The organism is Pseudomonas sp. Pf153 (genome assembly GCF_001269775.1).
GTDB classification, from domain to species: Bacteria; Pseudomonadota; Gammaproteobacteria; order Pseudomonadales; family Pseudomonadaceae; genus Aquipseudomonas; species Aquipseudomonas uvaldensis.
Window position 1 is genome coordinate 529,443 of the sequence record NZ_LHVL01000030.1, and the last position, 26,750, is coordinate 556,192.

Sequence of the window (26,750 nt, forward strand, 5' to 3'; positions counted from 1 at the left end):
CCAGGCGCACGGAGGCGATATACACTGCGTGCCTGGGCCGGCCATTTGTGCGATGCGAGATGATATCCAGTGAGAAGCACTCAATTGACCCTTCGCCTGCTGCTGTTGCTGGGATTGTCCCTCGGCATCGCGGCCATCGATACCGTCACCGACCTTGAAATCGCGGTGGGCGTCTTCCAGATTGCCGTGGTGCTGATCGCCGTGCGCATCCTGCCGACGCGCGCCGTCGCCGGCCTGGCGGTCGCCTGCATGCTCCTGACGATCCTCAGTTATCGGCTCACCCGCTTCGGCGATACGGAGGCCGGGCTGGTCAACGTCCTGATCAGCCTCGCCGCCATCGCCGGTACCACTTACCTGGCGCTGCGCCTGTCCGCCGCCATCGGCACGGTGCACAAAACCCGCGCGCACCTGGCGCACATCGCCCGCGTCAACATGCTGGGAGAGCTGGCCGCGTCCATCGCCCACGAAGTGAACCAGCCACTGGCCGCGATGGCCACCAGCAGCAGCGCGTGCCTGCGCTGGATGGCCAACGACCCGCCCAACCTGCCCAAGGCCCGCCAGGCCGTGGAGCGCATCATCGCCGACACCCATCGGGCCAGCGAAATCATCACCCGCCTGCGGGGCATGGCCCGACACCAGGCCCCCAGCAAGCGGTGGCTGAACGTCGCCGACACGCTCCATGCCGCGCTGCGGCTGCTGGCCGGCGAACTGAACGAACAAAACATCAATTTGCAGGTGCATGTGCAGGAAGGCCTGCCGCCGATGCTGGCGGATGAAGTACAGATCCAGCAGGTCATCCTGAACCTGGCGATGAACGGGATCGACGCGATGCGGCAGGTCGATGTCGAGCAGCGCAGCCTGGAGGTCAATGTCGTACTGGAATCGGCTCAGCGCTTGCTCTTTTCCGTGTCCGACCAGGGCAAGGGCCTCTGCGGCAACGACCACGAACGGATATTCGACGCGTTCTACAGCACCAAGCAAGACGGCATGGGCATGGGCCTGGCCATCAGTCGCTCCATCATCGAGGCCCATGACGGTCGGCTCTGGGTCTGCAGCAATCCACAGGCGGGCGTCACTTTCCACTTCACCCTGCCGGCCGTAACCCGAGAATCCGATGACTGCCCATGACCCCAACGAATCGATGATCTACATCGTCGATGACGACAGTTCCGTGCGCGCCTCACTGCAGGACCTCCTGGCCTCCGTCGGCCTGCCGAGCATGGCTTTCGGCTCGGCGCGGGAATTCATGGACGCCACGCTTGCCGATACCCCGGCGTGCCTGATCCTCGACGTGCGGATGCCGGGCTTGAGCGGCCTGGATTTCCAGCAGGAAATGGCCCGCTTGAACATTCAGATTCCGGTAGTCTTCATCACCGCCCATGGCGACATCCCCATGTCGGTGAAGGCCATGAAAGGCGGGGCACTGGAGTTCCTGACCAAACCGTTTCGTGAACAGGATTTGCTGGACGCCATCGGCCTGGGCTTGAGTCGTGATCGGGAGCGACGTCAGGTCGCGGAAAAGATGGATGAGCTGAAACGTCGTCACCTTACCCTCACCGACGGAGAGCGGGAGGTGATGGATCTGGTGGTCTCTGGTCTGCTGAACAAGCAGGTGGCCGGGCGGCTGGGGTTGAGCGAAGTGACGGTGAAGGTGCGACGCGGCGCCTTGATGCGCAAGATGGGCGCCGATTCGTTGGCCACGTTGGTGAAGATGTCGGAAAGACTCAAGGACGCAAGCTGATGCGCCGCTGAACGAAGCGCACCCTGTGGCAGTCGGAACAACAAATCCCTGCCAGAGAACACTGGTTCATGCCCGTACGATCCGCTGCCCTCGCCGCTTTGCTCACCCTGGCCACCCACACACTGGCTGCCGCGCAAGAGCCGCTGCGCCTGGAAACCCTGAAGCGCTGCGGCGACCTGCTGCAAAGCCAACGACAGGACTGGTGCCTGACCGTGCGCGGCCTGGGCCAGGAAACCCCGCAACTGAAGCTGGGTGACAAGGCGATACCGGCGCAGGCCGTCCAGCGCGACGGGGCCAACCTTCGGTTGAGCCTGGACAGCGCCGATTACCAGAGCGGACCGCTCTGGCTGCAGGAGGGGTCGCGCACCAGCAATGCAGCCTGGCTGACCCTGCGCAACAGTCACGTCCTGGCCGCCACAGCGGACGAAGTGGCGAAGAACATGGACGGCCTGACCACCTACGTCAATCTGGTCAGTGTGCTCATTGAGGAAGACCGCGAAGGCTTGCCGGAAGCCCAGCGTCTGGCCAGCAAGTACGGAGCGAAGGTGGTCGGCAGTATCGCGCCCCTGAACGTGTACCAGCTGCGCTTGCCCGCCGATGACCTCGTGCAGCGCGACGCACTGGTGCTGCGCCTGGGCAGCGAGACCAGCGTGGATGCCGTGGTGGTCGAAGAATCCGCCGCAGAAGAAACCGAGCAGGCCACCGCCCGCCCGGCAGAACCGAAGAAGCCCGCCCAGGACTCCGATGAATGGGCGGCGAACCGCTTTCTCGACGCGGTGAATTACTACCAGCGGCGCATCCCCGGCCAGCACGCGCCCATCCGACCGCAACCGGTGCGCATCGGTCTTATCGAGCGTGACGTGGACTTCGACACCGCGGATTTTGCCGATTACGTCGGGGCCTGCTCCGTGCCGCGCACGTGTGTCTATGCACGCGATGCGGATAAACCGGACAACCATGGCACCACCGTCGCCGGCATCCTCGCCGCGCGCTGGGACGACGGCGGCAACACTGGATTTCTCCGTGGCCTGGATAAAACCAGTGGTGGATTCGAGGTGATCGTCGAACGTAATTCCGATGCGGGGATCACGGCGAACATCGCTGCCTCGGTCAATCTCGTGGAAGACGGCGTTCGTGTGTTGAACTGGAGCTGGGGGATCCATCGCGTTGGTGCGAAGGACGTCAAAGGCGACGACGTGGATTCGTTGTTGCGCTCAGGGATCGCCATGGGGGGCTACGAGGAATTGCTGGAAGAGTTCTTCCTCTGGCTACGCAAGGCCCATCCCGACGTCGTGGTGGTGAACTCCGCCGGCAACGGGTCTTCGTTCTCGGGCACGGACGAATACCGTCTGCCCTCCTCCTTCATCACCGAGCAACTGCTGGTCGTTGGCGGCCACCAGCGCAGCGAACGCACCGGAGTCGCCGTCGAAGACCCGGCCTATGCGGTCAAGCGCGACTCCTCCAACATCGACATGCGTGTCGATATCACAGCCGCCGCCTGCGCCCACGCCTCGACGCCCCAGGCCGGCCAGGAAGGCGCGGTGCATTGTGGCACCTCCTATGCCACGCCCATGGTGGCGGGATTGGCGGCGGCGATGCTGTCCATCAATCCGCAACTGCAACCCGAACAGTTGCGCATGCTGCTGCGCCGCAGCGCCATGACCATTGGCGACAATCACGACTTCGAGGCCATGGACGGCGAGGATCTCACCGCGCCCATCCTGCCATCGGAGCGCCGTTATCAGCTCAACGACAAGGACGTGGGCCGCTCGGCGCGGCTGGACATGCAAAAGGCGCTGGATCTGGCGGCGCAGAGTCGCGATCGGGTGCGTTGAGTCTGGTGAGTTCGCGTCGTGACCAACCGCCGCAGGCCTCGTGCCGGGTCTATACTGATGTCACTTTTGCATTCAACCCTTGGACACCGGCCAGGCCATCAGGCAGGACACTTGAAACAATCCATATTCATTGTTGCGCTGCTCTGCCTACTGCTCGGCACGCCGGTCCGGGCGGAGTCGTATCTGGTCGTCACCGAAGAATGGGCGCCATACAACTACCTGGAAAACAATCGACTCACCGGCATGACCACGGAGATCGTCCAGGCCATCATGGCCTTGACCGGGGACGATTTTCCGATAGAGGTGCTTCCCAGCATGCGCAGTTCCCGGGTCTTGAAGACCCGGCCCAAGACCATTTTGTATTCCATGTTCCGCACAGCCGAGCGCGAACCGCTCTACAAGTGGGTCGGGCCGATCGTGGAAGAGTCCATTTACCCTTACCAGTTGGCCGATGCGCGACAACCGGTCAATTCGTTGGAGCAACTGATGCAGGTGCCCCAGATCACCACGCGAAATGCCGGTCTGATCCCCGATGTGCTGCAATCCCGTGGTTTCAAGAATCTGGATAAAAGCGCCACCGGAAGCCTGCAGCTTTATCGCATGCTCCTGGCCGGACGCACGGAGATCATCGTCGGTGATACTCCGGCGGGCATGGCTTACTACTGCCGCCAATTGAATATTGCGCCCGGCACGTTGCGCAAAGTACCCGTCGAACTCTATCGCTCATCGCTGTACATCGCCTTCAGCTCAGACTCGGAAGACCGCGTGATCGCCGCGTGGGCCCAAGCTCTGGAAAAACTGCGTCGCTCAGGCGAGCTGGAACGCATCCAGCGACGGTACGTCCAGCCGAAGCAATAGCCCACTTCATCCACACCATCGCGGGGACGCTGCAGTCCCATAGTAACCGGTCGCTGATCACGGCATCACCCTCGGCTTCAAGAGCAGCACCGACACCCAACTGCGCCTGATCAACCTTGGCCAGACCGGCGCCTTGCTCGCCATTGACCAGGCGGGCTACGCCAACCGGCTCACCGGATTCGAAAACCCGGATGAAGTCACCATCCCGCCGAAGACGGCCGTGCGGCAGAAGTTTGTGTTCGAGGGAATGAACGAGGCGATCAGTTCGGTACGGGTTTGGGGGCGGGATTATTCGGTTAAGAAGTAAGGTTACTTGATTATGGTGTTCGGAAGCCGCGTCATCGGGTAGTCGCGGCAGGGCCGATGGACGTGGGTGGGAAAGGTGAGCTGACGCTGAGTCCGGAGTCCACTCCTCGGTCAAGCACTCATTTAACCAATCGCGTATCCAGGCCAAACCGCTCCTGTGAGACAAGCCTGAACTGATTCGTCGCCAAATCGCAGCTTACCAACAGATTCCAAGAATGCTGGGTCACCGCAGAAGGAATCAGTATGAAGGGGTACTCAGCCAGCAGCTTGTCCGCAAACTGCTGTTGATTGGGTGAAGGTCTAGCCGGAATAAGCCAGTTCGGGTTCGGCAGGTCTTCGACCTGGACCACTTTGACGAGTGCCGGATCCAGCACTTCAAAACATGTCAGCAGATAAGGCATCATGTCCAACGCGTCGAACCCCAGATGGGACGCCACTTCCAAAATGGCCGTAGATGGGTCAGCGGAGGCGTAGATGACCCGCCGTCCAGGCGGATTCCAACGTCCACCGGTTCGTTGTGCCCCAATACCGCTGTCCCACGTATCTTTGTAGATCTCGCGGTCCAGTCGCCAAGCATGCCATCGACCGTCCCAGGGCAACGGAATCATTGATAAACCCCATACTCGATCCGAGTCAGGTAATCCTCCGCTACTTGAAAGCCCAGCGAGTTGTCGATCAGCTCCAATGGCACGTATCCATCCAGGTACTTACAGGGTTTTTTCAGCCAGTCCTCAGCCAATTGCTGACTGCCAAAGACATTGATTGCATGCTCCAGAATCTGGGCATACTGAAAAGCAACCGTGCTCTGTTGCTGGTTCAGACGTATGGGCTTGGTCTCTTTCGCCAGACGCTGGACGGTTCGGACGGATCTTCCTGTAATCCGCTGAACCAAGTCATGCTCCATGTACAGAGGGGACGTAGACAGCATGTCCTTGACGTCACTTAAGTAAAAGCCCTCCTGCGCGTACCGGATAATCAGCAAGCGCTCATCGCTTTTTCGACCCTGCAACAGAACCTCCGTGGGCTTTCTGGCAAGACTCCTCGCCCCCGCACCTGTTTTCCCTTTGGATTTGGTGACTCGCTTGTCTGCTTGCTTCACTGCGGACATAAGGCTAACCTCATTGCGACATTTGACGTAATCATAGCGCCAAATGTCGTTATGGCGGCAAGTCGGTTCGTCGGCCTTGACGCATAGGGTTTCAGGCATCGATTTGTCCTCACGATATGAAACGAAGCTGAGCGTGCTGGATGCCACGCGGGGCACCAAGGCAGTGCCAGATCGTAAGTGCAATACGTCCGAAGCCCAACCTTAAAAAGTTGTCGGACACTTCCTCAATTTTCCCCAAAGTGATCATTAGTCGTAGGACGCATTTCGTTGAGGGCTGGCTACGCCCGCTCGCCACAAGTTATCACCGGCCTCACCTGTAAGCGCACCGATTAAAAATGTTACAAAGTTAAAGAAATACACGACAGGGAGTCTGCTTTGAAATCAGCATCGCCGTTCATCGTCCATGAAACCAACCACTGGACAGTCAACCATCACATGGCGTCTTCCCTGCCCGGCTACGTCATGCTCGGCTCCAAGGCTCACGCTAACTCCTTGACCCAACTGCCCGCACCAGCGCTGGCGGAACTGGGTGGCTTGATGGCGGATATCCAGAGCGTTCTTGAAGCGCAACTGGACCCCAAATGGCTTTACATCAGCCGATTCGGCCACGATCCCCGCTACCCTATCCACTTCCATTTCATTCCAGTGTACGAATGGGTCGAGGAGCTGTTCTGGAACGATGCCCGGTACAGGCTGCTTGAAACTTTTGGCACTCAGGAAAATGCCCAGACACTGACCGATGGCGCGGAGCTGACGTTATTCATCTGGCGTGAATTCGGTGAAAGCCCGACGCCGCCCGCTATCCAGGGGCCATCGATTGACCATGTGATTGAACGATTGCGCCAGTCATTTGAAACGCGCGCTCGCCCCTGAACAAGGCCCACAACAAATGAAGATGCTGTACACCGCTTTGCTAGGGCTGTTGTCCATCGCTCCACCAACCCTGTCCTTCGCGGACAACGCCAATGGGAAGACTCTCTATCTTCAAAGATGCGCCGTTTGCCACGGGGCGGATATCAAGGGAACAGGGCCGTTGGCCAGGAAAAGCAATCCGCCAACCCCTGACCTCACGACGCCCGCCTTCAGAAAACGACTGGCTGATTACCCGGGCGTGATCGTGTCCTCGATCATCCTTCGTCCCAATGGAGACCTGATTCCGAGGACCTTGCAAGAGAACGGGGTGAAGATCCCGCCGCACGCCTGGAGCGTCAGGGATTTTCGCGACCTGCATCAATACATGAGTGGCGTCATTTCAAAAAAATGACCTTGTGCCCCAAGCAAGCGCGGAGCCCACGACGTATTCAGGTGACAGACCAGACCATTACACAGCGGCTGCCCGGAGCGTATCCGCGCTGGTATTCGCCACTCAATAGCGCCGCCAGTCGCGGCTCCAGGTGCTGGCTGGCTTGAACCTGGAAACCCATACGGGCATAAAACGGGGCGTTCCAGGGCACATCAATGAATGTCGTGAGGGTAACCTGACGCAGCCCGTTGGAGCGGGCATGGGCCTGCGCAACCTCGATCAGCCGCCGTCCCAAACCCTGGCCCTGCCAGAGAAGCGCGACGGACACCTCATGGATATGAAGAGCGTCACCGTAGCGCTCGGCACTGAGAAACCCTTGCGGCGCGCTTTCGTCATCGAGGGCAACCCAGCACGTCGATAGCGCAATGAGCTGGCGATGTCGCTCGACAGACATCGGCGGCGACTGCGCCACCCAGCTCAGCTCATCAATGCATCCGAACGCCAGGGCGGCGGACGCCTCGATGGCGGGCAGGTGTTGTGCATCGTCCGCAACGGCGACACGAACAGTCACAGGCATAGGTTCCCTCGGTTCTGTGAATGGACTGGCCCGATCAAGAGCCTGGCAGGCCGCGCCCATTCGATGGCGCAGCCTGCGCAAGCATCAGCGCAATGACCCTTGTGGTCAATGCGCCTCCCTCATCAACCCGGACACCGCTTTCTCCAGAAAGCCCAGGCAGTGCTCATCCAGCCAGGTGCCTTCGGCGAGGCTGGGCTCCTGTTGCATGGCATCGCGGATCTTCTGGTGGGTGCTCGGATCGTCCCCGGCATAACCCCGGAACAGGGCGAGCCAGCGCGCAGCCAGTGCCCGCCCCTGCTCTCCATCCGGCATGGCGCCGGCGTCCAGAGCATTGCGCAAGTCCATCAGCAACGGCGGCCACCCCTGCATCTGGCGTCCATAGTGCTGGCGCATGAAAGCGAACTCCTCGGCCGAGAGGTAACGGGCGAACACGCAAAGCTTGCTCTCGGCGAAGGCCTCCAGCAGATAAGCCACCACCTGCGGCGACACCCCCAATTGCTGCTGAAACAGAGGCTCCTGGGCGTGCATGCTGCTGAGCCTGAGCAGCCAGTCGGGATTGGCGTCGGTGTCACGCTCCAGGGTGCACATCCAGCGTCGGGCAAGCTGCTGGGCGGCTTCGCTGCTGGGCGGGGTACCAGCTTCATGAAACGCATTGGCCTCGGCGGCCAGTTCCAGCCACTGCGTGCGCAGGGCGCCATCGGCCTGATAGAACGGCAGGTGGTCGAGTTGGTCTTGGGTGAAATAGCGGTCGTACATGAACATCATCTCCAACGTGGTCAGCCAGTCGTCCAGCTCCGGCGCCTCCCCCGCCACGAGCCGCGTCTTGAGCAAGCTCAGCCGATTGCGCAAATGCGTCTGCTGCGCGATCAGGCGGTCGATGGCGCCGATCTGCCGCTCGAGGGTGGGAACGAGCGCGAGGTCCGGATCGTCGATTGCCGCGCCGATCTCTGCCAGCGACATGCCGAGCTCGCGCAGCGCCTGGATCTGGTGCAGGCGAGCAATGTCGTTACGGTTGTAGAGGCGGTAGCCGGCGTCGGTGCGGGTCGAAGGACGTAGCAGTCCGATGCTGTCGTAGTAATGAAGGGTCCGCACGGTCAATCCCGTGCGCCTGGCCAGTTCACCTACTCGAAGCAACATCGTTTCAACTCCTGTTTCCTTAGACGACGCCCATGCTGCGGCCTCACGTTGCGTGAGGGTCAAGCCCCGGGTGGACGACCCTCAGGGCTTGGAACGCATCCGGCCGCGGATCGCCATGTACGGGCAACCCCAGGCAATGAAGCCAATGACCACGCCTTCGACGATACCCACCAGCAGGTTCAAGGAAAAACTGAACGGCTGCTCAGCCCAGTGGAACGTCGTCGAGCCCGTTCGAAAACCACTGACGCGCAGCCGTCCGGTAAAAATGGCCGGCACCAAGGTCATGACGTTAGTCAGTTCTAGCACCGCAAAGAAGGCGCCCAACAGCATGAGCAAGGTTCGTGCGGGCAAGCCCAGTTTCTCGATTGGCTCAGGCGCACGACGGAAAACGGGACAGATTTATTATCAGAAAAATATATCCATCCCTTTTGTCCGGCAATAGTCTAGCTGGCTTGTGTCATGCGGTGTATGCGACGGCTTTTTTCAGACAGAGCCTAGTTATCATGTTTTATCCATGGTCCACTACCGTGGTCCACACGGGCTGCCCCAATGGCTTTATAACAAATGTTGTCAAAGTAACAGTGACGGGGTATTTGTTTTCATACATCCGTTTCACTGCTGCCACTGCCTCTTCTTTCGTTTCGCTTGTGATTTCTCCGAACTCGTTATTATGGCTGCCATCAGCCGCATGTGCGATATAACTATATTTAGTGCTCATTTTACTGGCCTGAATCATGGTTTAAGGGGTATCCAGAATGTCCGACGAATCGTGCCATGCCTACTGTCGAAACCGACAGCGCTTAAGATCCAAATGAAATAATTGCTACAGGGAATAGTATGCGGCATTATAAATCATGACGACGTCTAGTTCTGAAACAGGTATAAACCTAGACACTGCCGCCCATTCGCCGCAATGTGGTTGTTCAGAGAAAAGGGGACAGATTTATTATCAGAAAAAAAGTCTGTCCCGTTATTTCCTAGTGTAAGCGTCCGGGGAAGACACATTGCGATGCGCTAACCTGTAATCCTTTAGAATTGAGGTCTCAGCATGGAATGCCACGTTCGTCTCGCCACGAGCAGCGATGCAGCAGCGATAAGCCGCGTAGTTATAGCCGCCCTGCGTGAGTCAAATTCACAGGACTATCCGCCTGATGTGATCGCTCAGGTTGAGCAGAGCTTTTCTCCTGAAGCCATCAACACACAGCTTACAAAGCGTAGGGTTTTCGTAGCGTTGTTGGGCGAAAACATTATTGGCACTGCCGGTCTCGACGGTGATGTGGTCAGAAGTGTTTTCGTTGACCCGGCTCACCAGAAAGGCGGTATCGGGCGGCATTTGATGGATGTCATCCATACAACTGCTGCCAGCGTAGGAGTTGGAGCTGTACGTGTGCCCTCGTCGATTACAGCTGAAAGGTTTTATACCGCGTTGGGTTATCAGAAAATCCGAGACGAGTTTCATGGGGCGGAGCGCACCATCGTTATGGAGAAGCGGCTGTAGGATTCTCCCAGACTATTTACTCACTTATGCGGCAAGGGACGGACTTATTATCCGAAAAACAAGTCGAAAAATAAGTCTGTCCCGTTTTTCACCGTTTTTCAGTCCCGTTTTTCAAACTCAAACGTTTGAGTGGGCTGTCAAAATGCTCGTTCAGAGGTATTAACAACCGACCCACTGTGACCCGCGACTGCCGCTAAACCCCATACGCACTGTGGGCATGACCGTGCATGCTCGGGATGCCAAGCTTCTCAAAAAAGCTATCTACAAACGCAACCGCGCTTGCTATTGCCCAGCGAGCACAACCCGCCCCAAGCACCTTGTCCGGGTAAAAAGGATTGCCCGGACCGGTCAGCTTATTAGGCTCAAACCTTCCGCGTAGCTTCTTCTCGAACTTATGCTCCGCCCCTCTATTCTCATCGTCCTCGCTGAAGTTGAAGATGGTCTCGGGCTCATAGTGAACCAAAGCATTTCGGAGATCGACCAGCAGCTTCACGTCCTGATAGGGGCTAGCGTTTCTCGACAGTGCAGGCTTCCCGTTCAACTCAAGTGCCAGCTCAAATTTCTCAAGCATTGTTGATCGTTTGAGCGGTGACTTCCGCCATAAAGCGGCCATTACTTCACTGTTCTGAAGACCTTCGATCCGGGCTGGATCGAAACCTTCACTGCAGTCAGCCCATAGTTCGTTGATCGCCGCCTCTAAAAACGCAACTGACAGCATAACGCTGCTGACCACGCATGCCATGTGCTCACGAAGACCTTCATTCGAAGCAGAATCTCCAAGAGTCAGTACGGGCTCAAGCGCGGCCGCCCGCTGGGAGAAAAGTGCAGCCGCTGATAGATGCGATGTTGACAGATAGTGCCTAGAAGAAATGCTGATAGATGACGTGATGGCCACGACCACTTCCTTATGCTGAGACGTTGATTCAGGGACTTTTCCACGATGCCATTATGGCTTTGCGCTCTTCAAGATAATATGCCGAGTTACATCGGAAATCATGATGGCAAACAATGGCAATATGTTTGGTCCCTTCAAACATGACACTACTTTCGATGCCATGACCTAAGAGGAAAGTAAATCCTAGCTGTCCGCTTCTGGCCGACTCCTGCCTAGCAAAAGGCTCCAATCGATCAAGTCACAGCAATAACGACAGAGGCCGCAAATGCAGCCTCTCGGAGCGTCTGGCAAAACCGCCTTTCGCATAATCACACAACTTGCGACGGCGCCTCGTTAATCGCCGGCAACCTCAGAAATCCACAGTAGCCGACACCTTCAACGTACGCGGCGCCCCTTGGGTCAGATAACCACCATTGGCCGAGGCCCAGTAGTTTTCGTCGGCGACGTTCTCCAGCATCGCGTTGAAGGTCAGCGCGCGGCCATCCATCTTTGTTCGATAGCGTGCGCCCAGGTCGACACGGGTCCAGGCGGGGATGCTGTATTCGTTGGCGCTGTCTACGAACTGGCCGCCGGTGCGCAGTAGCAGGCCGTTCAGGCTCACCCCGGGCAAGCCGGGCACATCCCAGTCGGCGCCCAGATTGAACTGGAATTTCGGCACCCCCACCGCCTGGTTGCCATCGTCGCGCCCGCCAGCGGTGCCGCTGAGTTCGGCTTTGGTCCAGGTGGCGCCGCTCAGCAGGCGCAGGCCGTCCAGCGGCTCGCCGAACAGGCTCAGTTCCACGCCGCGATTGCGCTGCTCGGCATCCACCCGGTAGTAGCCGTCGCCGCCGAGCACGCCCTGCGGCTGCTCGATGCGGAACAGGCTGAGGCTGCCGCCGAAGGTGCCCCAGTCAAGCTTGGCACCCACCTCGGTCTGCTTGGAGCGATAAGGCGCGAACATCTCGCCGTTGTTGAGCGCGGCGGCCGGCGCGGTCGGGCCCTGTTGCAGAGACTCGACGCGGTTGGCATAGAGCGACAGGTACTCGGTGGGTTTGATCACCAGGCCATAGGCCGGCGTGGTGATACTTTCCTGATAGTTCGAAGTGCGGGCACCGCTGGCCGCGTTCCAGGCATCGGCGCCGATGGATTGGCGGCGCACGCCCAGGGTCAGCAGCACGCGGTCGTCGAGCAAGCCCAGGGTGTCGGACACCGCCAGGCTACGGTTCTGCACCTTGGCGGTGGTGTCCGGGTCGTGGATATCGCCGGAGACGCTGGTGGCCGGCGGCTCGGCCACGGGCTGGCCCTCATACAGGTTGCCGAAGCCACGACTGCCCGCCGCGGTGGTCTCGAACGCGTTGCGTTTCTCTTGCCAGATGCCGTTGGCGGCCAGGTTGATGCGATGGCTGACCGGCCCGGTGGCGAGTTCGCCGCGCAGCCCGGTGACAGCGCTGAGGGTTTCCTGGTCCAGCGGCGAATAGAGACGGCCGATACGGGCGTCCCCATTCGCGCCATAGACGTAGTTGGAGGCGTAGACCCCGTTCTCCCGCGTGTATTTGCCACCAGCGCTCAGGTAGGCGGTCCAACTGGGCGAGAGGTCATACTCGGCGCTGAACATGCCATAGGTGTCTTCGAGCTGCGACCAGCTCCAGGGTTGCGCGTAGTTGTGGTCGGAGTCCGGTGCCGACGGCGTCTTGCCATTGAGTGTGCTGGTAGGCCCCGTCGTGGTCAGGTAGACCACCGAGCGTCCCTCATTGACCCGTTGCTTCTGGTAACCGAGGTCCGCAGACAGGCGCAGACGGTCACCGCGGTAATCCAGACCGAGGGTGGCCAGGCTGAAGCGCGAGTGTTCATCGTCCACCGCGGTCTCGCCCTCGCGCTGGGCCAGGTTCACCCGCACGCCGAAGCGGTTGTCCTCGCCGAAGCGTTGGCCCAGATCGAGGTGCCCACCTACCCGGCTGTCGCTGGCATAGTCCAGGGTGGCGCTGCGCGTGGGGGTGTCCTCGGCACGCTTGGAAACCACGTTGATCGCCCCGCCGACACCGCTGCCCGACGGCGACACGCCATTGACGAAGGCGTTGGCCCCTTTGAACACCTCGACGCGCTCGACCGACTCGGTGGCGATGATCTGGCGCGGCAGAATGCCGTACAAGCCGTTGAAGGCAATGTCGTCGCTGAACAGCTGGAACCCACGCACGACGAACACCTGGGAGAAGTTGCCGAAGCCGAACGACTGACGCACGCCCGGATCGCTGGCCAGCACATCGGCCAGGGTCTGCGCCTGGCGCTTCTCGATCAGCTCGGAGGTGTAGCTGGAGAAAGCGAAGGGCACATCTTGCATGTCCTGGTTGCCCAGCACACCGATGCGCGCACCCCGCGCCGCCTCCCCGCCGGCGTACTCGGCCGGCAGGTCGACACGGCCTTCGGCGGCTCCATTGATGGTGGTCGAACCCAGCTCCAACACGCCCTGCTCGGGCACCGGCATCAGCGTGAAGGTGCCGTCATCGCCGCTCTGGAAGGTCAGGCCGCTGCCCTCCAGCAACCGCTGCAGGCCTTCGATCACCGAATAATCGCCCTTGAGTGCCGGCACCACGCCGCTGTCACGGGTCAGGCCGGCGTCATAGAGCAGACGCACATCAGCCTGCTCGGCGAAATCGATGAGCGCCGCGTCGAGGCGTTGGGCAGGCACGTCGAGCTCGACGGCTTGCGCCTGTGCGGCAGTAATGGCCAGAGGGAGAACGGCTAGCGCCGCGAGGAAGGAAGTCGACCGCATGCTGATGTCCTAGACTGTCAATACGAAGAAGTCGCATTTGCAGGAACGGAAGACGAAGGCGGCGATGATTTCTGAACCATCGCCGCCCAAATATTTTCTTTTTTTCTTGAAGGTACAGGCGCGGCGCGGCTCTCAGCGACGTGACGCGACCAGAATCAACCCCGGCAGGCGCACCAGGCGCACAGGCAAGGTGGTTTCCACAGCGCTCAACACCGCCTGCGGATCGTCAAGGGCGAACACGCCGGTCACCTGTAGGCGGCGAGCGGCGTCATCGACAAACAGCACCCGCGCAGACTGGCTGCGCTCGAGCTCGGCGAACACTTGCTCCAGCGGCTGGTCGCGGAACACCAGCTTGCCGCGCTGCCAGCCCAAGCGCTGGCGCGCATCCAGTGCTTGCGGCGCCTGCAGCGCCCCGCCGCGCCACTGCACTTGCTGCCCGCCGACCACGGGCAGCGGCTCGCCCCCCGCGCTGGAGGCCAGCACTCGACCCTCGCTGACTGCGAGGTCGACACCGCCCTCCTCCAGACGCACATCGAAGCGCGTGCCGGTGACGCGGATGCGCGCCTCGCCGGCACTGACCATGAACGGCCGGGCCGGGTCATGGGCCACCTGGAAATCCGCCTCGCCACGGTACAGCCTGACCTCGCGACGACCGTCGACAAACTGCCAGTCCAGCGCCGAATCGCCGTTGAGGGTCAACAACGAACCATCGGCCAGACGTACCTCGCGCACCTCGCCCGGTTGGGTGCTGATATCGGCATACAGGCCAATCCAGGTGCCGCGGGGCAACCACAGCGCGAGCAACAGCATCGCGGCGCAGGCCAGCGGAACCGCCCACAGTCGACGGCGACGCAGCACGCGCACCTGGGGCTGCTCGACCGGACGTTCAATCTGGCCGAGCAACGACCACAACCCTTCCACCTCCCGCAATGCCTGCTCGTGCTCGGGCGCCGCCTGGCGCCAGGCCTGTGCGGCAGCGTGATCGGCAGCGGTGGCGCGGCCAGAATGCAGCAAGACCTGCCATTGTCGGGCCTGATCGAGAAACGAAGAATGAGTCACGGCTGCGGGTCCATCTGCTGCTGGCAGTGTTCGAGGGCCTTCAGGATATAGCGTCCGGCCATGCTTTCCGAGACCCCCAGGCGCTCGCCGATCTCACGCTGGGTCAGCCCGTCCAGGCGATTCCACAACAACGCCTGGCGCAGGTGCGGGGGCAAACCCTCGACCACGCGCTGCAGTCGCTCCAGGCGCTGGGCGTCGCTTGCCGCTCGCTCCGGCCCCGGCTGGGCACTGACCAATTCGATGGATATCTCCTCCTCGACCGGGCGGGATTTTTGCTGGCGGCGGTAGTCGATGATCAGGTTGCGCGCGATGCGGTAGAGAAACGCGCGAAGATTGCCGATCTCCTCTGCGGACTCGCGCCGGCGAAAGCGCAGCCAAGTCTCCTGGCGCAGGTCGGCCGCCAGCTCTTCGCACTTCACCTGCCGGGTGAGGAAGCGCAGCAGCTCGCTCGAATGGCTCTCGAACTGGCCGTCGGCGGAATGAGGATCGGATGGCCTGGACACGCAAGCGACTCAAGCGAGGAAGAGTCGCGAGAATATATCAAATGATAATGACTTTCAATTAGTGAGGCGCTGCGCCATTTTGCCCTCGACATGATGTCGCCCGGGCCGCCCAAAAGCGGCCCAAGGCTAGAAATGAGCAGGCGCCCGCCAGCAGGATTTGCCGTCATCCTGAAAACGTCAGAATGCCTTTTCCTGCCTCGTCTCCATGACTTGGTTGATGACTTCATCCCAAGGCGGCGTTGAAGGGAACAGCTCGACCAGAAAGGCAACGAATGCCTTTACGTTCGGGCTACCTCGACGGCTCTCCGGCCATAAGGCGGTGATGGTGAACCGTTCTACGCTGAATTGTGGAAGGATCGGAACCAGTTCTGCCCGACGCACATACGGCGCGGCCACATAATGCGGCGAGATACCGATACCGCCTCCTGCAGCCAGAATCGCCGCTACCGCATCGCTGACATCAACGGTAAACGCTGAGTCTGGTGCCAGTTCAAGTTGCTTATCATCCGCTACATAAGGCCATCTCAAACTCTGCCCCGTGCTCTGATAGCGAAAATTCACGCATTCATGATCCGCAAGATCTTCAGCTGCTACCGGGATGCCTTTGCGCCGTAGGTAGTCAGGTGATGCAAACGCACCGATTCGGTGGGGCCCCAGAGGCCGTGAAACCAGACGCGTATCGGCAAGGTCGCCGACTCGGACTGCGACGTCGATTCCTTGCCCAATGATGTCCGAATACTGATCTCCGAGCCTCAGGTCGATTGCCAGATTCGGATATTGATCACGGAACCTGGGCAGCGCAGGCGCGAGAATGTTCAAACCGATCGGCAAAGGCGCAGTCACTTTCAGGACGCCGGAGGGCTCGGCTCGGGAAGCGACTGCTGCCTGATCGATGTCCTCGACTTCTCGCAGAATCCGCAGTGCACGTTCATACAGGTCGCGCCCCTCGGGTGTGAGGATCAACGACCGCGTCGTGCGGGTGAACAGCATTAGCCCAAAATGTTCCTCAAGCCTTTGCACACTTTTGCTGATCGCGGAAGGTGATACCGAGAGTGCTCGCGCAGCAGCCGTGTAGCTGCCCAGCGAGGCCGCTCGTGCAAAGGCGATAAGCCCGGTTAGACGATCCAATCCAATTTGTGCCTTCATGGCACTAGTAAAGCGACTTTTACCCTAATTATCAATCTTGATTCATAACAGTAGTCTTTCCCCATCGAACGCCACTCAGGTGTTCCAGACGGAGACTCATCATGAACATCAGCCAAACACTTCCCTCCTCCCTCGCCGACAAAATGGTGGTCATTTTCGGCGGCACCTCCGGCATCGGGCTGGCCGCTGCGGTACAAGCGAAAGCAGCTGGCGCCAAAGTCATCGTGGTCGGCTCAAACGCCCCGCGTGCCGAGCACGCAGCCATCGAGCATGGCCTGGACGGTTGGCGCGCCGCGGACGTGACCGACAGACAGGCTGTCGAAACCGCACTGGCGGATATTCCCCAGGTTGATCACCTCGTTCTGCTTGCCGGGACATTCGTTGCCGGCAGCGTGTTGACGGCTGATCTCGACTACCTGCACCGCGCTTTCGATGAACGCATCTGGGCATCGATCAATGCGATTCGTGTACTGGGTGACAAGTTGGCAAAAGATGGCTCGATCACGTTCATTTCCGGTTCCCTGGCAGATCGACCGAACGCTTACGGCACTGCCGTGCTTGCAGCTGCATCGGCGGCAATGGAAGCACTGGCTCGCGGTCTGTCGCTGGAACTGGCGCCGGTACGTGTCAACACGCTGTCTCCCGGCCCGATCAACACACCGATTCTCGGCAAGGCATTGGGCGAGGGGCGTGATGCATTCGTCGCGTCTCTGGAACAGATTCTACCGTTGCATCGCCTTGGCACATCCGATGAAGCAGGCGCGGCAGCAGTGTTCTTGATGAGCAACACCTTCATGAACGGCGCCGTACTCAACATCGATGGCGGCGCACGCCTGGTTTGATGCTACCCCCACCCGAGAGCTTAATCATGACCACATTATTTGATTCCCTGCGCCTCGGCGCGCTTGATCTGCCGAACCGAATCCTGATGGCGCCGATGACCCGGGCGCGTGGGACTCGCGAACACATTCCGACCGATATGATGGTTGAGTATTACCGACAGCGCGCCAGCGCCGGCCTGATCATCTCCGAAGCAATCGGCATCAGCCAACAAGGGCTGGGATGGCCCTACGCGACGGGGCTCTGGTTGGACGAACAGGTCGCCGGCTGGCGCAAGGTCACCGATGCGGTGCACGCAGCGGGTGGCCGAATCATTGCGCAGCTGTGGCACATGGGCCGGGTCGTGCATCCGAGTTTTCTTGGCGGAGGTCAGCCGGTCTCCGCATCTGTCACCACCGCGCCGGGACAGGCGCACACCTACGCCGGCAAGCAGCCGTATACCCCGGCGCGTGCTTTGCCCCTGGAGGAAATTCCCGCACTGCTGGAAGACTTTCGTCAGGCCACGCGTAATGCGATAAAGGCGGGTTTTGATGGTGTGCAAATCCACGCCGCCAACGGCTATCTGATCGACCAGTTTCTGCGTGACAGCGACAACTTTCGCACCGATGCCTATGGCGGCTCGGTTGATAACCGAATCCGCTTGTTGAAAGAAGTCACCCGGGCGGTGGCGCAGGTTATCGGCGCAGACCGTACCGGAGTGAGGTTGACCCCAAGCAGCTATGAACAGGGTGTGCGCGATAGTGACCCCGAGCGCTTGTTCAAGCGTGCGGCCGAGGTGCTGTCTTCGATTGGAATCGCCCATCTTGAAGTACGCGAGCCTCCGCTGGATGGCACATTCGGCAAGTCCGAGCGCCCCCCGCTTGCGGGAGTAATCCGCGAGGTATTCAGCGGTGTGCTGGTTCTCAATTCAGACTACGATTTCGCCCGGGCGCAAGCACAAGTAGAGGCTGGGCTCGCCGATGCGATTGCTTTTGGGCGGCCCTTTATTGCTAACCCAGATTTGCCTTTGAGATTAGCGAGGCAGGTGCCCCTTGCTCAAAGCGAGATGAGCACTTGGTTCACCCAAGGCAAGGAAGGTTATCTGGACTATCCGGCGTCAGGTAGCATTTGATGAGAAGCGGGCACAACCAGGCAAGTTGAGATAAGGGGAAACCCAGCAGTTAAAAACTGCAGGCCAAGTTGGCTTTCAGCCTTGAGATCGGCTAATGGGTGTCCCCTTTTTTCCAAGGCAAGGAATGATCAGGTTTGCGTCATACCCACAGGTCAGCCACTCCGATCAACTGAAAAACTTCATCTCCAGAAGGCTCGGCGAAGATGATGTCCAGGTTACGGTACCCGGAGTGGTCCCCTGCCAGGCTCAACTCGAATCGAGCTCCATTGGCGTCGGCTTCGTAGCTCTTCAAGTAGGTCAGGTTCTTGGCTTCATTGACAACCACGTCCAACGTGCCGTTGTAGCCATTTCCCAGTCGGGTAAAGCCCAAGGCGGACAAATCGATGGTGTCTTCACCCACGGTATAGTCGAGCAGGCGATCCGTGTGGTTTTCGGTGGCGGTACGGTAGCTGTCGCTCAGCGCGTCGAAGCGGAACACATCGTTATTACCACCACCCGCCAACAGATCCCGGCCTTCTCCGCCAACCAATACATCATTCCCCAGCGCGCCATAGAGGCGGTCATCGCCCGCGAACCCTTCGATGATTTCGCCTCGGGCGTTGCCCTGTAAACGATCGGCCTCTTCGGTGCCCGTCAACCTGGCTTGCTGGAACAGGATGTTGGTTTCATTCAGCGTTTGGCTCAAGTCACCGTCGAAGACCAATTCGAAGCGTTCCCCCTCCGCATTGGCATCGAAACTCTTGAGGTAGGTCCGCGTTCCGCTTTCATTGACTCGTATCGCCAGCGTTCCGTCATGTCCATTGCCCAGCCCGAGGAAGCCCAGGGATGAGAGATCGATCGTATCGGTGTTGGGGTCGAAGTCGGTGATTCGGTCGCTATAGGCGGTGGTTACGGTTCGGTAGCTGTCTGCGACTGACTCGTAACGGAACGTATCGGCCCCGACGCCGCCCGTCAGCAGGTCGCGACCTTGCTGGCCATCGAGCAGATCGTTACCGGCCCCGCCAACGATGGCATCGTCGAACGAGTCGGTACCCAGCAAGAAATCATCATTCTGGCTACCGTCAAGGTGGTAATAGCCGTCGTCGGGATTGCCAAAGCTGTGATCCAGGCTACCGTCGGGGTTCAACTGAACCAGGGCGGCCAGATAACCGTCCGCCTTCGTCCCCTGGCTTCCCCCAATCAACACCCTGCCGTCGGCCAACACCACCATGTCGGCGACTGCGAAAGGCGCACTTTGCGAGCCCCAGCTCACCTGCCCCTGATCACCGAACCCGGTGTCGAGCGAGCCGTCGGCGTTGAGCCGCATCACCGTCGCCACGCCGCCTGAGGCGCCCGCCAGCAGGATTTTGCCGTCCTCCTGGATAACGAGGGCATTTGCATGAACATCCAGGGCCAGGCTGCCGCCGTTGCCAAAGCCGCTATCCAGGGTACCGTCCTGGTTGAGGCGGGTCAGGGTATCTCGCCCGGTGACCAATACCTTCCCGTCCGCCTGCAGCGAAACGTCGATCGTGCCGCTGGGTTGAATGCCGACGGATGCTGGCAGGTGCAGGATCCCGCCCTCTGCGAAAGACGAAACCAGGGTCCCCGTCGCGTCGAAGCGGGCAATGTAGATCTCCCCGGTGGGATACGCAGCGCTCGCGAAAAAGCTGCCGTCGCGTTGCACGGAGAACGACGCTTGCTGGCCCAGGGACTCATTCCAGTAGAACGGCACGGTCGCGGTACCGCCGTTGCCGAAACTCGTATCGAGGCGGCCGTCAGCCAAGGTACGAGTTACGCCCGAAACCCAGGCATCGCCGACTTTCACATACTGAGTCACCAGGTAGCCCCCGCCCGGCTGCACCGCGGCATTACCGCCGTCCTCGATATCGAGCGACACCGGCAGGAGGGATTTGCCGTCTGCACTGTAGCTGCGGTCCAGGCTACCGTCGGCATTGAACCGGACGAGGCTGCCGGTAAAGCCCGAATCCTCTTCGCCTCCCAGGCCCAGGCGGCTGTAGGCGCCAAGCCAGATGGCACCGTCCGGATCGAACGTGATACCGCCGATCTTGTCCGAGCCCCATAAGGTCGTGGCGACCATGCCTGTGTTCCCCACAGCCGCAGCGGTGGGCGAAGTGCTATGACTCATGTCCATGCCTCCGATGGCAATCTATCGCCAAAGACAATAGACGCGGCTCGGTCTGGTTGCCACTTTACGGAACGAAGAGAACGGTAAGAGAAGTCCCTACTAACTCAACCTACTCAACCACCCCGTTATAGACAACAACCTCACCCCCCTCCTTTTTGACCCTCAATTCATTCCCCCGCGCCATCACGTCAACCGCCTCAGAACACCCGTCTACCGCCTTCGTCCCATCCACCCGCTCAGCCTTGGCATCAAAACTGAAAACATAAGTAGACGCTGGACAAGCATTGCCGCCTTCCCCGGTGGAAACGACCACCACATAGCGACTCGGGCCAAACGTGTAGACCCTTTCAATCGCCACATAACCCGTGTACTCAGGCTGCTCGACGATTGACTCCATGACGTTCATCAAGCCTGCGCGCGCCTGGTAATTCAGCGCGGTTCCCGTCTCCAGGGGTTGGGTCGTGAAAGGCCCTGCGCGCTCGGTGTCGACGGGCAAGGGTTCGTAGGCAACGCCCGGAGGCGCCGGAGGGGCTACTTTCGGGGTGGCGGCGGGCTTTGCGGCGGGGTTTTGCTGGGGCGTGGGCAGATCGCACAGGCCGTTCTTGCAGATCAAGTCACCTTGGCAGTCGATGTCTTGCGTGCATTGATTGGTTTCTTCGAAGGTGCTTTCTTCGGCGTTGACATAGCCGACGACCGCCAGTGCAAGGAGGGTACAGGCGAACAGACGCTTCATCGGTGAAGTCCTTTTCCGGATGGGGGCCTGATGATAACTGTCACACCGCGCAATTGTCCCATGGTGCGTGCGGTGATGTTGGATTTGCCGTGCGGGTGGCCCGGCTCGGGTTTGAAGGCTAGCCTTGCCGAAACCCTCACACTGAAGTCGAGACAACCATGACCGGCCGCGAGCAGCTCCAGCGCGATGGTTACGTACTGCTTCGTCAGGCGATCCCGACCGATTGGCTGGATGAGCTGCGGGCCGTGTTCGAGGCTGGGGTGAGGCCATCGGAGCAGTGGCCGGTGCCGCGCAATATGGATTGGCGTTATTCGATGCTGGACGATGCGGCGACGGTTCAGGCGGTGTGTCGTTTGCCCCAGGTGCTGGCGGCGGCAGGTGAGTTGATCGCTGAGCGGTTTTTCCTCTCGCAGGTGGAGGGACGCGAGCCGCTGGCCGGTGGCGGTCACCAACCGTTGCACCGGGACTTGTCGGCCCAGCGGCCCGGCGACGTCGCGGCTGCCCTGGCTTTTCTCGATGATTATGGCCCTTGGAACGGCGCGACTCGTCTCGTTCCAGGCAGCCATCGCCCCGGACCTGGCGAACCCGAATTCGACTTCCCTGACGAGTCACGCTCCGTACAGATTGCGGGCTGCGCCGGTGACATTCTGGTGTTCAATGTGGACTTGGTGCATGCAGGTAGTCTGAACGCCCTTGGCGCACGGCGGCGCTCCCTGTTGATCAGTTATTTTGCCGAGCCGCTGTACGCCTCACACCTGGAAACCGTGGGCCTGCGAAACGTACGCATGGACACCCGCGAGCGGTTCGAACCGTCGGACTTTGTCTTCGCAAGCCAGGCATTCAGCAACCCTGGCGCCTTGGTGTAGGATCTGCGCAGATCGGATCACGGCGTGCCTGCCCCGGCATACATCTCCACCCTTCCCCAGACGATCCCACCCTTATGAACCCAATCGATCTGCTGTCTTTTCAACGCATCACCACCGCTCACGGCGCACTCGAAGGTGCGGCGTATTTCGACGCTGAAGAAAGTCTTGTCCACGACGTATTTACGGACCGCATCCTGTTTCAGACCAATTATCTGGATCACACCAGCTACGAAGTCAGCTTCGCCGACGGCGCGGTACAGGTTCGCAAGACGCGGCTGGATAATTATCAGCGCGGCCACAAGGCACAGGTGATCGATGACGACATGGATGAAGAAGACTGGAGCGAGCTGGACAGCCTCTGGCAGCGCTTGAGCCAGGATCTGAACACTCAGGATCAAGGGCCGCGCCCCGATCTGGCCGATACGCTGGCCGACCTGTTCGATTGCCTGTTCGACGAGGCGCAGGCGCAAAAGCTCATTCAAGCCATTCCGGCCCCGACCGCGCAATGGGATTGGGCCTGGACGCAAGTCGAGTCCGCGCTCATCCAGGCCAATCAGTTGGCTGAGTTCGAATGGAAGGAATGGGCATCCTGTGGCGTCCATGCGGTAAATGCCCTGGCGCCGCTACAGCAGTTGGGCATCGAGATCGCGGTTCCTGATGCGAAAACCATCGCCGCCGTCAACAGCGCCAACGACTGGGAGCGAGCGCTTCTTCAGTACTTCAATACTCAGTTGGACGAGCGTGACCTGAAACTGCTGGCCATCGGCACCCATTTCGATGAGCACCAGGCGTTTGCCTGCCTGCCCATGAACGGCCTGAGCCTGGTGAATGCGTTGGAAATCATGGGTCGGCTGGGCATCGTCCATAAATACTGAGCGTCTTTATAAAAATTTGCGGAGAAACAGTGTGTGGCCAGGGGGGGTTATCTCCTCGCCACAAGGCCGTTATCCGCTCACCCATTCGCACGCAACCGAAGCGAAACGCAGCTATCCGATTTTCCCATAGTAGCTATCGATACCATGCAGTTCTCGGCGTCCGCCTCTCTCTCTAATCTGCCCACCAACGCGATCGATGACGGTCGCAGCCGTTCAAACCACCCTTATGGAGAGAGAACCGATGAACACCTTCAACCGCACCCTGGCTATCGCCACACTCGCCCTCGCCGCCCTCGGCGCTGAAGCCGCGACACCTGTCCAGACCGGCGCGGCCGTGTCCGCCGTTGGCAGCGTAATCCAGTCCGCCAGCTACATCACCACCAAGGATGGCGTACAGCTGTACTACAAGGATTGGGGCCCACGAAACGGCCAGGTCGTCACTTTCAGCCACGGCTGGCCGCTGGACTCCGACAGCTGGGAAGCGCAAATGATGTTCCTCGCCTCCAAAGGCTACCGGGTCGTGGCCCACGACCGTCGCGGTCACGGTCGCTCCAGCCAGCCGTGGGAAGGCAATGACATGGATCACTACGCCGACGATCTGGCAGCAGTGATCGAGGCGCTGGATCTCAAGAACGTGACGCTGGTGGGCTTCTCGACGGGAGGCGGTGAAGTGGCTCGCTACATCGGTCGTCACGGGACCGCGCGGGTGAGGAAAGCCGTGCTGGTGTCCTCGGTTCCACCGTTGATGCTCAAGACCGACACCAACCCCGGCGGCCTGCCGATCACAGTGTTCGACGGCCTGCGCAAGGCATCCCTGGAGAACCGTTCGCAGCTGTACCTGGACACCGCCTCGGGACCGTTCTATGGCTACAACCGCAAGGGCGCCAAGCCATCACAAGGGCTGATCCAGTCCTTCTGGGCACAGGGCATGCTGGGTGGTGCCAAGAACACTTATGACTCCATCGCGGCGTTTTCGGCCACCGACTTCCGCGGCGACCTGAAGAAGTTTGACGTGCCGACCCTGGTGATCCATGGCGACGACGATCAGATCGTGCCGATCGATGCCGCCGGCCGGGCTTCGGCTGCGCTGATCAAGGGCGCTCGGTTGATCGTCTACCCAGGCGCACCCCATGGCTTGACCGAAACGCACAAGGACCGTCTCAACCAGGACCTGCTGAAATTCCTCCAGGAATAAGGCAAGTCATTGTTCACACGAGCCCTTCATAGGAAGGGCTTTGGGGGATCGGGAGATAAACGAATCGCCCGATCCCCCCACACGTATCAGCGTGCGCAACGCGCCGACTGGCTCAAGTCTTCCTCTACTCCTCGACTCTCCCTTCGCCTTCACGATCACTCACGTAATGGCGCGCAAACGGAAACGGCGGCAACCAGGCTTCGCGACGCACCGTCCAGCATTCGTAGGTCGGCATCAACTGGTTGGGCGCATCCAGGATCCCCAGGTTCACCTCGACTTCGTCATCGGTACGGGCGAACACGGAGGAGCCGCATTGCGGGCAAAAATGCCGTCCGGCGTAATCCCGCGTCTCGCCCTCGATTTTCACCGCGTCCTGAGGAAACACCGCAGCCGCAAAGAACAACGCCCCGTGATGCTTGCGACAGTCGAGGCAGTGACAAAGGCCCACCCGGTAAGGGCGGCCCGAGGCTTCGATGCGGACGCTGCCGCACAGGCAACCGCCAATGAATCGGTCCATGTTGGCTCTCCTCTGTAGCACGCATTTGCGACATCTACCTTCGACCGCCTTGCCCTGCTCTTGGTTTAGTTCACGAATGCCCCACCATTGGCACGGCGATCAGCAATATCGCCGTCCCATGGGTGGCGGTCGACGCCACTACGCCGTAGCGCATGCGAACAAGACCGCATGCCAGGCCTTCAATCAAGGTGAAGAGCAAAACAGGCCAGCCAAGTTGGGTAACGCTCAGGGCCAGGAAACCGTGGCAGGCCGAGAACGCCGTCGCGCTGATCAATGCCGCCCGCAGCGCGCTGACGTGCTGTTCGAGGTAACCCTGCAGGAAGCCACGGAACAGCACCTCCTCCAGCGCGTTGGCGCCATACGCCAGCACCGCCATGCCGAACAACCATGTCCGGTAATCGGGGATCAGGATCGCTTCGGAATCCTGATAAAGCCGCAACGGCAAGCCAATCGCACATCCCGCGATAATACCTACCGCCAGACCACCCCATCGATTGCCCTTGAAGAAAATCACCAGTTGCCAAAGCTCTGGAAACAAGCGGGCGATCAGCACGACCAACGCCAGCGATGCAACACCCAACGTCGCCAGCACGAACGGGTTGTCCAGGAAGCCGATTTGCAAGTGTTCGTCGAGGGACCACATGTGCAAAGGCGTCATCGCGTCTCGCATCAGCACGAATGCCAACATCAGTATCAGGATACGCAGGCCCGGCAAGGACTTCGGCGTCAAGCCGAGCCAGACACCGAAGAGCCCGAGGCCTGGTAGCAAATAGGTGACGTAGTCCAGCAGAACACCCCATCCTTCGGCGATCATTCGGTTCCCTCGAGCATTGAAAGTGATGCGTAATGAAGCTGTGGAGTGCTATGGACCTGCAACCGGCGCATGCTGCGCCATCAGTTCGGCAACCCATTCGATGAACACTCTCAACCGCGCACTGATGTGCCGGTTGGGAGGATAGGCTACGTAGAGCGGCATCGGTTCGATACGCCATGTTTCGAAAAGCGGCACCAACTCGCCTGTCGCTTCGTGGGGCCTGGACATGTACTTGGGTAGCCACAGCACCCCCAGCCCCGCCAGCCCCGCCGCCAGGTAAGCGTTGCCGTCGTCGACCGCCAGGGCATAGCGCCCATTGATGTAGAGACGCTCGTTATCGTTGTACAGCGCATAGGGCACGGGCCTGCCGGTGCGTGCCCAGAGGAACGCGACGATGCGATGCAGGGAGCCTTCGAGTTCGCGCGGATGTGCCGGCATGCCGAGACGCGCCAGGTAGCTCGGCGCCGCGTAGACACCCAGGGCGAGATCGCCGATACGCCGGGCGATCAGCGATTGATCGGTCAACTCGCCGCCTCGCACCACGCAGTCGACGTTCTCGTCGATGATGTCGACGATGCGATCGCTGACGCCCAGGTCGATCTGGATGTCCGGGTATCGCTCGTAGAACGCCGGCAAGGCCGGTATCAGGATCAAGGCCGCCAGCGGGCTAGGGACATCGACTCGCAAACGGCCCCGGGGCAATGCCTGGGCGCCGGACAGGCTGGTTTCGGCATCGTCCATGTCGGCCAGCAGACGAAGCACCCGCTCGTAATAGACAGCCCCCTGAGCGGTGACATTGACTTTGCGCGTGGTGCGATTGAGCAACTTGACCCGCAACCGCGCCTCCAACTGTTGCACCAGTTGGGTCACGGTCGTCTTGCTCATGTGCAGGGTTTCCGCGGCCTTGGTAAAGCTGCCCGCTTCCACCACGCGTGCGAACGCGCGCATTGCATCAAACCGGTCCATGCTGCCCCACGTATCGATCGGATTGTTTGGATTTCACAAACAGTGTTCGCCAA

Annotated in this window: 28 protein-coding genes and 1 pseudogene; 13 read left to right on the plus strand and 16 right to left on the minus strand. The window is 60.2% G+C overall.

The window, feature by feature from the left end; translation table 11 throughout:
• Positions 1-84 precede the first annotated feature (84 nt).
• The 5 genes and pseudogenes from AD666_RS23470 to AD666_RS23490 form a co-directional block, all read left to right on the plus strand.
• Positions 85-1,128, plus strand: coding sequence for a sensor histidine kinase (locus tag AD666_RS23470; RefSeq protein ID WP_053157568.1), 1,044 nt, complete (start codon positions 85-87; stop codon positions 1,126-1,128).
• Positions 1,115-1,741: a response regulator transcription factor gene (locus tag AD666_RS23475; RefSeq protein WP_053157571.1), complete on the plus strand. Its 627-nt coding sequence runs from the start codon at positions 1,115-1,117 to the stop codon at positions 1,739-1,741. Before AD666_RS23470 ends, AD666_RS23475 begins: the two co-directional genes overlap by 14 nt.
• A 68-nt stretch (positions 1,742-1,809) precedes the next feature.
• A complete protein-coding gene (locus AD666_RS23480) occupies positions 1,810-3,576 on the plus strand; it encodes a S8/S53 family peptidase (RefSeq protein ID WP_053157573.1) in 1,767 nt (588 codons plus the stop codon).
• Between the two features lie 111 nt (positions 3,577-3,687).
• The gene (locus tag AD666_RS23485) at positions 3,688-4,434 is read left to right on the plus strand and encodes an ABC transporter substrate-binding protein (protein WP_053157575.1); all 747 of its coding nucleotides are present in this window, start codon (positions 3,688-3,690) and stop codon (positions 4,432-4,434) included.
• 64 nt (positions 4,435-4,498) lie between these two features.
• Positions 4,499-4,741, plus strand: a pseudogene (locus AD666_RS23490) (hypothetical protein); the annotation flags it as partial.
• Between the two features lie 118 nt (positions 4,742-4,859).
• On the opposite strand, the gene AD666_RS23495 reads toward AD666_RS23490, so the two are convergent.
• Together AD666_RS23495 and AD666_RS23500 are read right to left on the minus strand one after the other, a co-directional pair.
• Positions 4,860-5,348, minus strand: a complete 489-nt coding sequence (locus AD666_RS23495; protein ID WP_053157578.1) for an RES family NAD+ phosphorylase — start codon at positions 5,346-5,348, stop codon at positions 4,860-4,862.
• Entirely contained in the window at positions 5,345-5,848 is a 504-nt protein-coding gene (locus AD666_RS23500; RefSeq protein ID WP_053157580.1) for an antitoxin Xre/MbcA/ParS toxin-binding domain-containing protein, read from the minus strand. Before AD666_RS23500 ends, AD666_RS23495 begins: the two co-directional genes overlap by 4 nt.
• Before the next feature lie 435 nt (positions 5,849-6,283).
• On the opposite strand from AD666_RS23500, the gene AD666_RS23505 reads away from it, so the two are divergent.
• A complete protein-coding gene (locus AD666_RS23505; RefSeq protein WP_172679673.1) occupies positions 6,284-6,721 on the plus strand; it encodes an HIT family protein in 438 nt (145 codons plus the stop codon).
• A 16-nt stretch (positions 6,722-6,737) separates the two neighbouring features.
• Positions 6,738-7,112: a c-type cytochrome gene (locus tag AD666_RS23510; protein WP_053157586.1), complete on the plus strand. Its 375-nt coding sequence runs from the start codon at positions 6,738-6,740 to the stop codon at positions 7,110-7,112.
• A 37-nt stretch (positions 7,113-7,149) separates the two neighbouring features.
• On the opposite strand, the gene AD666_RS23515 is transcribed toward AD666_RS23510, so the two are convergent.
• The 4 genes from AD666_RS23515 to AD666_RS23530 form a co-directional block, all read right to left on the minus strand.
• Complete coding sequence (locus AD666_RS23515; protein WP_053157588.1) at positions 7,150-7,668, minus strand: GNAT family N-acetyltransferase; 519 nt, start codon at positions 7,666-7,668, stop codon at positions 7,150-7,152.
• A gap of 105 nt (positions 7,669-7,773) precedes the next feature.
• On the minus strand, positions 7,774-8,805 hold the full coding sequence (locus AD666_RS23520; RefSeq protein ID WP_053157590.1) for a MerR family transcriptional regulator: 1,032 nt from the start codon (positions 8,803-8,805) through the stop codon (positions 7,774-7,776).
• Between the two features lie 81 nt (positions 8,806-8,886).
• On the minus strand, positions 8,887-9,156 hold the full coding sequence (locus tag AD666_RS23525) for a hypothetical protein (RefSeq protein WP_156315985.1): 270 nt from the start codon (positions 9,154-9,156) through the stop codon (positions 8,887-8,889).
• Between the two features lie 157 nt (positions 9,157-9,313).
• On the minus strand, positions 9,314-9,541 hold the full coding sequence (locus AD666_RS23530) for a hypothetical protein (RefSeq protein ID WP_053157596.1): 228 nt from the start codon (positions 9,539-9,541) through the stop codon (positions 9,314-9,316).
• A 312-nt stretch (positions 9,542-9,853) separates the two neighbouring features.
• On the opposite strand from AD666_RS23530, the gene AD666_RS23535 reads away from it, so the two are divergent.
• Positions 9,854-10,303, plus strand: coding sequence for a GNAT family N-acetyltransferase (locus AD666_RS23535; RefSeq protein ID WP_053157599.1), 450 nt, complete (start codon positions 9,854-9,856; stop codon positions 10,301-10,303).
• A 193-nt stretch (positions 10,304-10,496) separates the two neighbouring features.
• Here AD666_RS23535 and AD666_RS23540 read toward each other — a convergent pair whose 3' ends face one another.
• The 5 genes from AD666_RS23540 to AD666_RS23560 form a co-directional block, all read right to left on the minus strand.
• Positions 10,497-11,198: a hypothetical protein gene (locus tag AD666_RS23540; RefSeq protein WP_232777692.1), complete on the minus strand. Its 702-nt coding sequence runs from the start codon at positions 11,196-11,198 to the stop codon at positions 10,497-10,499.
• A gap of 349 nt (positions 11,199-11,547) precedes the next feature.
• Positions 11,548-13,947: a TonB-dependent receptor gene (locus AD666_RS23545; protein WP_053157605.1), complete on the minus strand. Its 2,400-nt coding sequence runs from the start codon at positions 13,945-13,947 to the stop codon at positions 11,548-11,550.
• Positions 13,948-14,079: 132 nt separating this feature from the next.
• Positions 14,080-15,006 (minus strand): FecR family protein, encoded by a 927-nt coding sequence (locus tag AD666_RS23550; RefSeq protein WP_053157608.1) that lies wholly within the window; start codon positions 15,004-15,006, stop codon positions 14,080-14,082.
• Positions 15,003-15,509 carry an RNA polymerase sigma factor gene (locus tag AD666_RS23555; protein WP_053157611.1) on the minus strand — a complete coding sequence of 169 codons (507 nt, stop codon included), beginning with the start codon at positions 15,507-15,509 and terminating at the stop codon, positions 15,003-15,005. Before AD666_RS23555 ends, AD666_RS23550 begins: the two co-directional genes overlap by 4 nt.
• A gap of 177 nt (positions 15,510-15,686) precedes the next feature.
• Positions 15,687-16,637, minus strand: a complete 951-nt coding sequence (locus AD666_RS23560) for a LysR family transcriptional regulator (protein ID WP_232777694.1) — start codon at positions 16,635-16,637, stop codon at positions 15,687-15,689.
• A 119-nt stretch (positions 16,638-16,756) separates the two neighbouring features.
• Between AD666_RS23560 and AD666_RS23565 the strand changes: the two genes are divergently transcribed.
• Together AD666_RS23565 and AD666_RS23570 are read left to right on the plus strand one after the other, a co-directional pair.
• Entirely contained in the window at positions 16,757-17,497 is a 741-nt protein-coding gene (locus tag AD666_RS23565; RefSeq protein ID WP_053157616.1) for an SDR family oxidoreductase, read from the plus strand.
• Between the two features lie 26 nt (positions 17,498-17,523).
• Positions 17,524-18,606 (plus strand): alkene reductase, encoded by a 1,083-nt coding sequence (locus AD666_RS23570; RefSeq protein WP_053157619.1) that lies wholly within the window; start codon positions 17,524-17,526, stop codon positions 18,604-18,606.
• 139 nt (positions 18,607-18,745) lie between these two features.
• On the opposite strand, the gene AD666_RS23575 is transcribed toward AD666_RS23570, so the two are convergent.
• The gene (locus tag AD666_RS23575) at positions 18,746-20,731 is read right to left on the minus strand and encodes a M10 family metallopeptidase C-terminal domain-containing protein (RefSeq protein ID WP_053157622.1); all 1,986 of its coding nucleotides are present in this window, start codon (positions 20,729-20,731) and stop codon (positions 18,746-18,748) included.
• A 109-nt stretch (positions 20,732-20,840) separates the two neighbouring features.
• On the minus strand, positions 20,841-21,464 hold the full coding sequence (locus tag AD666_RS23580) for a hypothetical protein (protein ID WP_053157625.1): 624 nt from the start codon (positions 21,462-21,464) through the stop codon (positions 20,841-20,843).
• A 158-nt stretch (positions 21,465-21,622) separates the two neighbouring features.
• Here AD666_RS23580 and AD666_RS23585 point away from each other — a divergent pair, with 158 nt between their 5' ends.
• The 3 genes from AD666_RS23585 (at position 21,623) to AD666_RS23595 (ending at position 24,400) form a co-directional block, all read left to right on the plus strand.
• On the plus strand, positions 21,623-22,330 hold the full coding sequence (locus AD666_RS23585; RefSeq protein WP_053157628.1) for a phytanoyl-CoA dioxygenase family protein: 708 nt from the start codon (positions 21,623-21,625) through the stop codon (positions 22,328-22,330).
• A 74-nt stretch (positions 22,331-22,404) separates the two neighbouring features.
• Positions 22,405-23,205, plus strand: a complete 801-nt coding sequence (locus AD666_RS23590) for a hypothetical protein (RefSeq protein ID WP_053157631.1) — start codon at positions 22,405-22,407, stop codon at positions 23,203-23,205.
• A gap of 241 nt (positions 23,206-23,446) precedes the next feature.
• Positions 23,447-24,400, plus strand: a complete 954-nt coding sequence (locus AD666_RS23595; protein WP_053157634.1) for an alpha/beta fold hydrolase — start codon at positions 23,447-23,449, stop codon at positions 24,398-24,400.
• Positions 24,401-24,524: 124 nt separating this feature from the next.
• Here the strand turns inward: AD666_RS23595 and AD666_RS23600 are convergent, their stop codons facing one another.
• From AD666_RS23600 to AD666_RS23610, 3 genes are all read right to left on the minus strand, one after another.
• Positions 24,525-24,917, minus strand: a complete 393-nt coding sequence (locus AD666_RS23600) for a GFA family protein (RefSeq protein WP_053157637.1) — start codon at positions 24,915-24,917, stop codon at positions 24,525-24,527.
• A gap of 70 nt (positions 24,918-24,987) precedes the next feature.
• Entirely contained in the window at positions 24,988-25,731 is a 744-nt protein-coding gene (locus AD666_RS23605) for a CPBP family intramembrane glutamic endopeptidase (protein ID WP_053157640.1), read from the minus strand.
• A 48-nt stretch (positions 25,732-25,779) separates the two neighbouring features.
• Positions 25,780-26,697 carry a LysR family transcriptional regulator gene (locus AD666_RS23610; protein ID WP_053157643.1) on the minus strand — a complete coding sequence of 306 codons (918 nt, stop codon included), beginning with the start codon at positions 26,695-26,697 and terminating at the stop codon, positions 25,780-25,782.
• Between the last annotated feature and the right edge of the window lie 53 nt (positions 26,698-26,750).

Excerpts from the sequence above, each read along its gene's own strand:
- AD666_RS23500 (WP_053157580.1), bottom strand. The coding sequence starts at position 5,848 with ATGTCCGCAGTGAAGCAAGCAGACAAGCGAGTCACCAAATCCAAAGGG.
- AD666_RS23585 (WP_053157628.1), top strand. The coding sequence starts at position 21,623 with ATGACCGGCCGCGAGCAGCTCCAGCGCGATGGTTACGTACTGCTTCGT.
- AD666_RS23480 (WP_053157573.1), top strand. The coding sequence starts at position 1,810 with ATGCCCGTACGATCCGCTGCCCTCGCCGCTTTGCTCACCCTGGCCACC.
- AD666_RS23495 (WP_053157578.1), bottom strand. The coding sequence starts at position 5,348 with ATGATTCCGTTGCCCTGGGACGGTCGATGGCATGCTTGGCGACTGGAC.
- AD666_RS23535 (WP_053157599.1), top strand. The coding sequence starts at position 9,854 with ATGGAATGCCACGTTCGTCTCGCCACGAGCAGCGATGCAGCAGCGATA.
- AD666_RS23515 (WP_053157588.1), bottom strand. The coding sequence starts at position 7,668 with ATGCCTGTGACTGTTCGTGTCGCCGTTGCGGACGATGCACAACACCTG.
- AD666_RS23570 (WP_053157619.1), top strand. The coding sequence starts at position 17,524 with ATGACCACATTATTTGATTCCCTGCGCCTCGGCGCGCTTGATCTGCCG.
- AD666_RS23475 (WP_053157571.1), top strand. The coding sequence starts at position 1,115 with ATGACTGCCCATGACCCCAACGAATCGATGATCTACATCGTCGATGAC.
- AD666_RS23590 (WP_053157631.1), top strand. The coding sequence starts at position 22,405 with ATGAACCCAATCGATCTGCTGTCTTTTCAACGCATCACCACCGCTCAC.
- AD666_RS23510 (WP_053157586.1), top strand. The coding sequence starts at position 6,738 with ATGAAGATGCTGTACACCGCTTTGCTAGGGCTGTTGTCCATCGCTCCA.
- AD666_RS23530 (WP_053157596.1), bottom strand. The coding sequence starts at position 9,541 with ATGATTCAGGCCAGTAAAATGAGCACTAAATATAGTTATATCGCACAT.
- AD666_RS23575 (WP_053157622.1), bottom strand. The coding sequence starts at position 20,731 with ATGAGTCATAGCACTTCGCCCACCGCTGCGGCTGTGGGGAACACAGGC.
- AD666_RS23565 (WP_053157616.1), top strand. The coding sequence starts at position 16,757 with ATGAACATCAGCCAAACACTTCCCTCCTCCCTCGCCGACAAAATGGTG.
- AD666_RS23605 (WP_053157640.1), bottom strand. The coding sequence starts at position 25,731 with ATGATCGCCGAAGGATGGGGTGTTCTGCTGGACTACGTCACCTATTTG.
- AD666_RS23600 (WP_053157637.1), bottom strand. The coding sequence starts at position 24,917 with ATGGACCGATTCATTGGCGGTTGCCTGTGCGGCAGCGTCCGCATCGAA.
- AD666_RS23610 (WP_053157643.1), bottom strand. The coding sequence starts at position 26,697 with ATGGACCGGTTTGATGCAATGCGCGCGTTCGCACGCGTGGTGGAAGCG.
- AD666_RS23545 (WP_053157605.1), bottom strand. The coding sequence starts at position 13,947 with ATGCGGTCGACTTCCTTCCTCGCGGCGCTAGCCGTTCTCCCTCTGGCC.
- AD666_RS23595 (WP_053157634.1), top strand. The coding sequence starts at position 23,447 with ATGAACACCTTCAACCGCACCCTGGCTATCGCCACACTCGCCCTCGCC.
- AD666_RS23505 (WP_172679673.1), top strand. The coding sequence starts at position 6,284 with ATGGCGTCTTCCCTGCCCGGCTACGTCATGCTCGGCTCCAAGGCTCAC.
- AD666_RS23520 (WP_053157590.1), bottom strand. The coding sequence starts at position 8,805 with ATGTTGCTTCGAGTAGGTGAACTGGCCAGGCGCACGGGATTGACCGTG.
- AD666_RS23580 (WP_053157625.1), bottom strand. The coding sequence starts at position 21,464 with ATGAAGCGTCTGTTCGCCTGTACCCTCCTTGCACTGGCGGTCGTCGGC.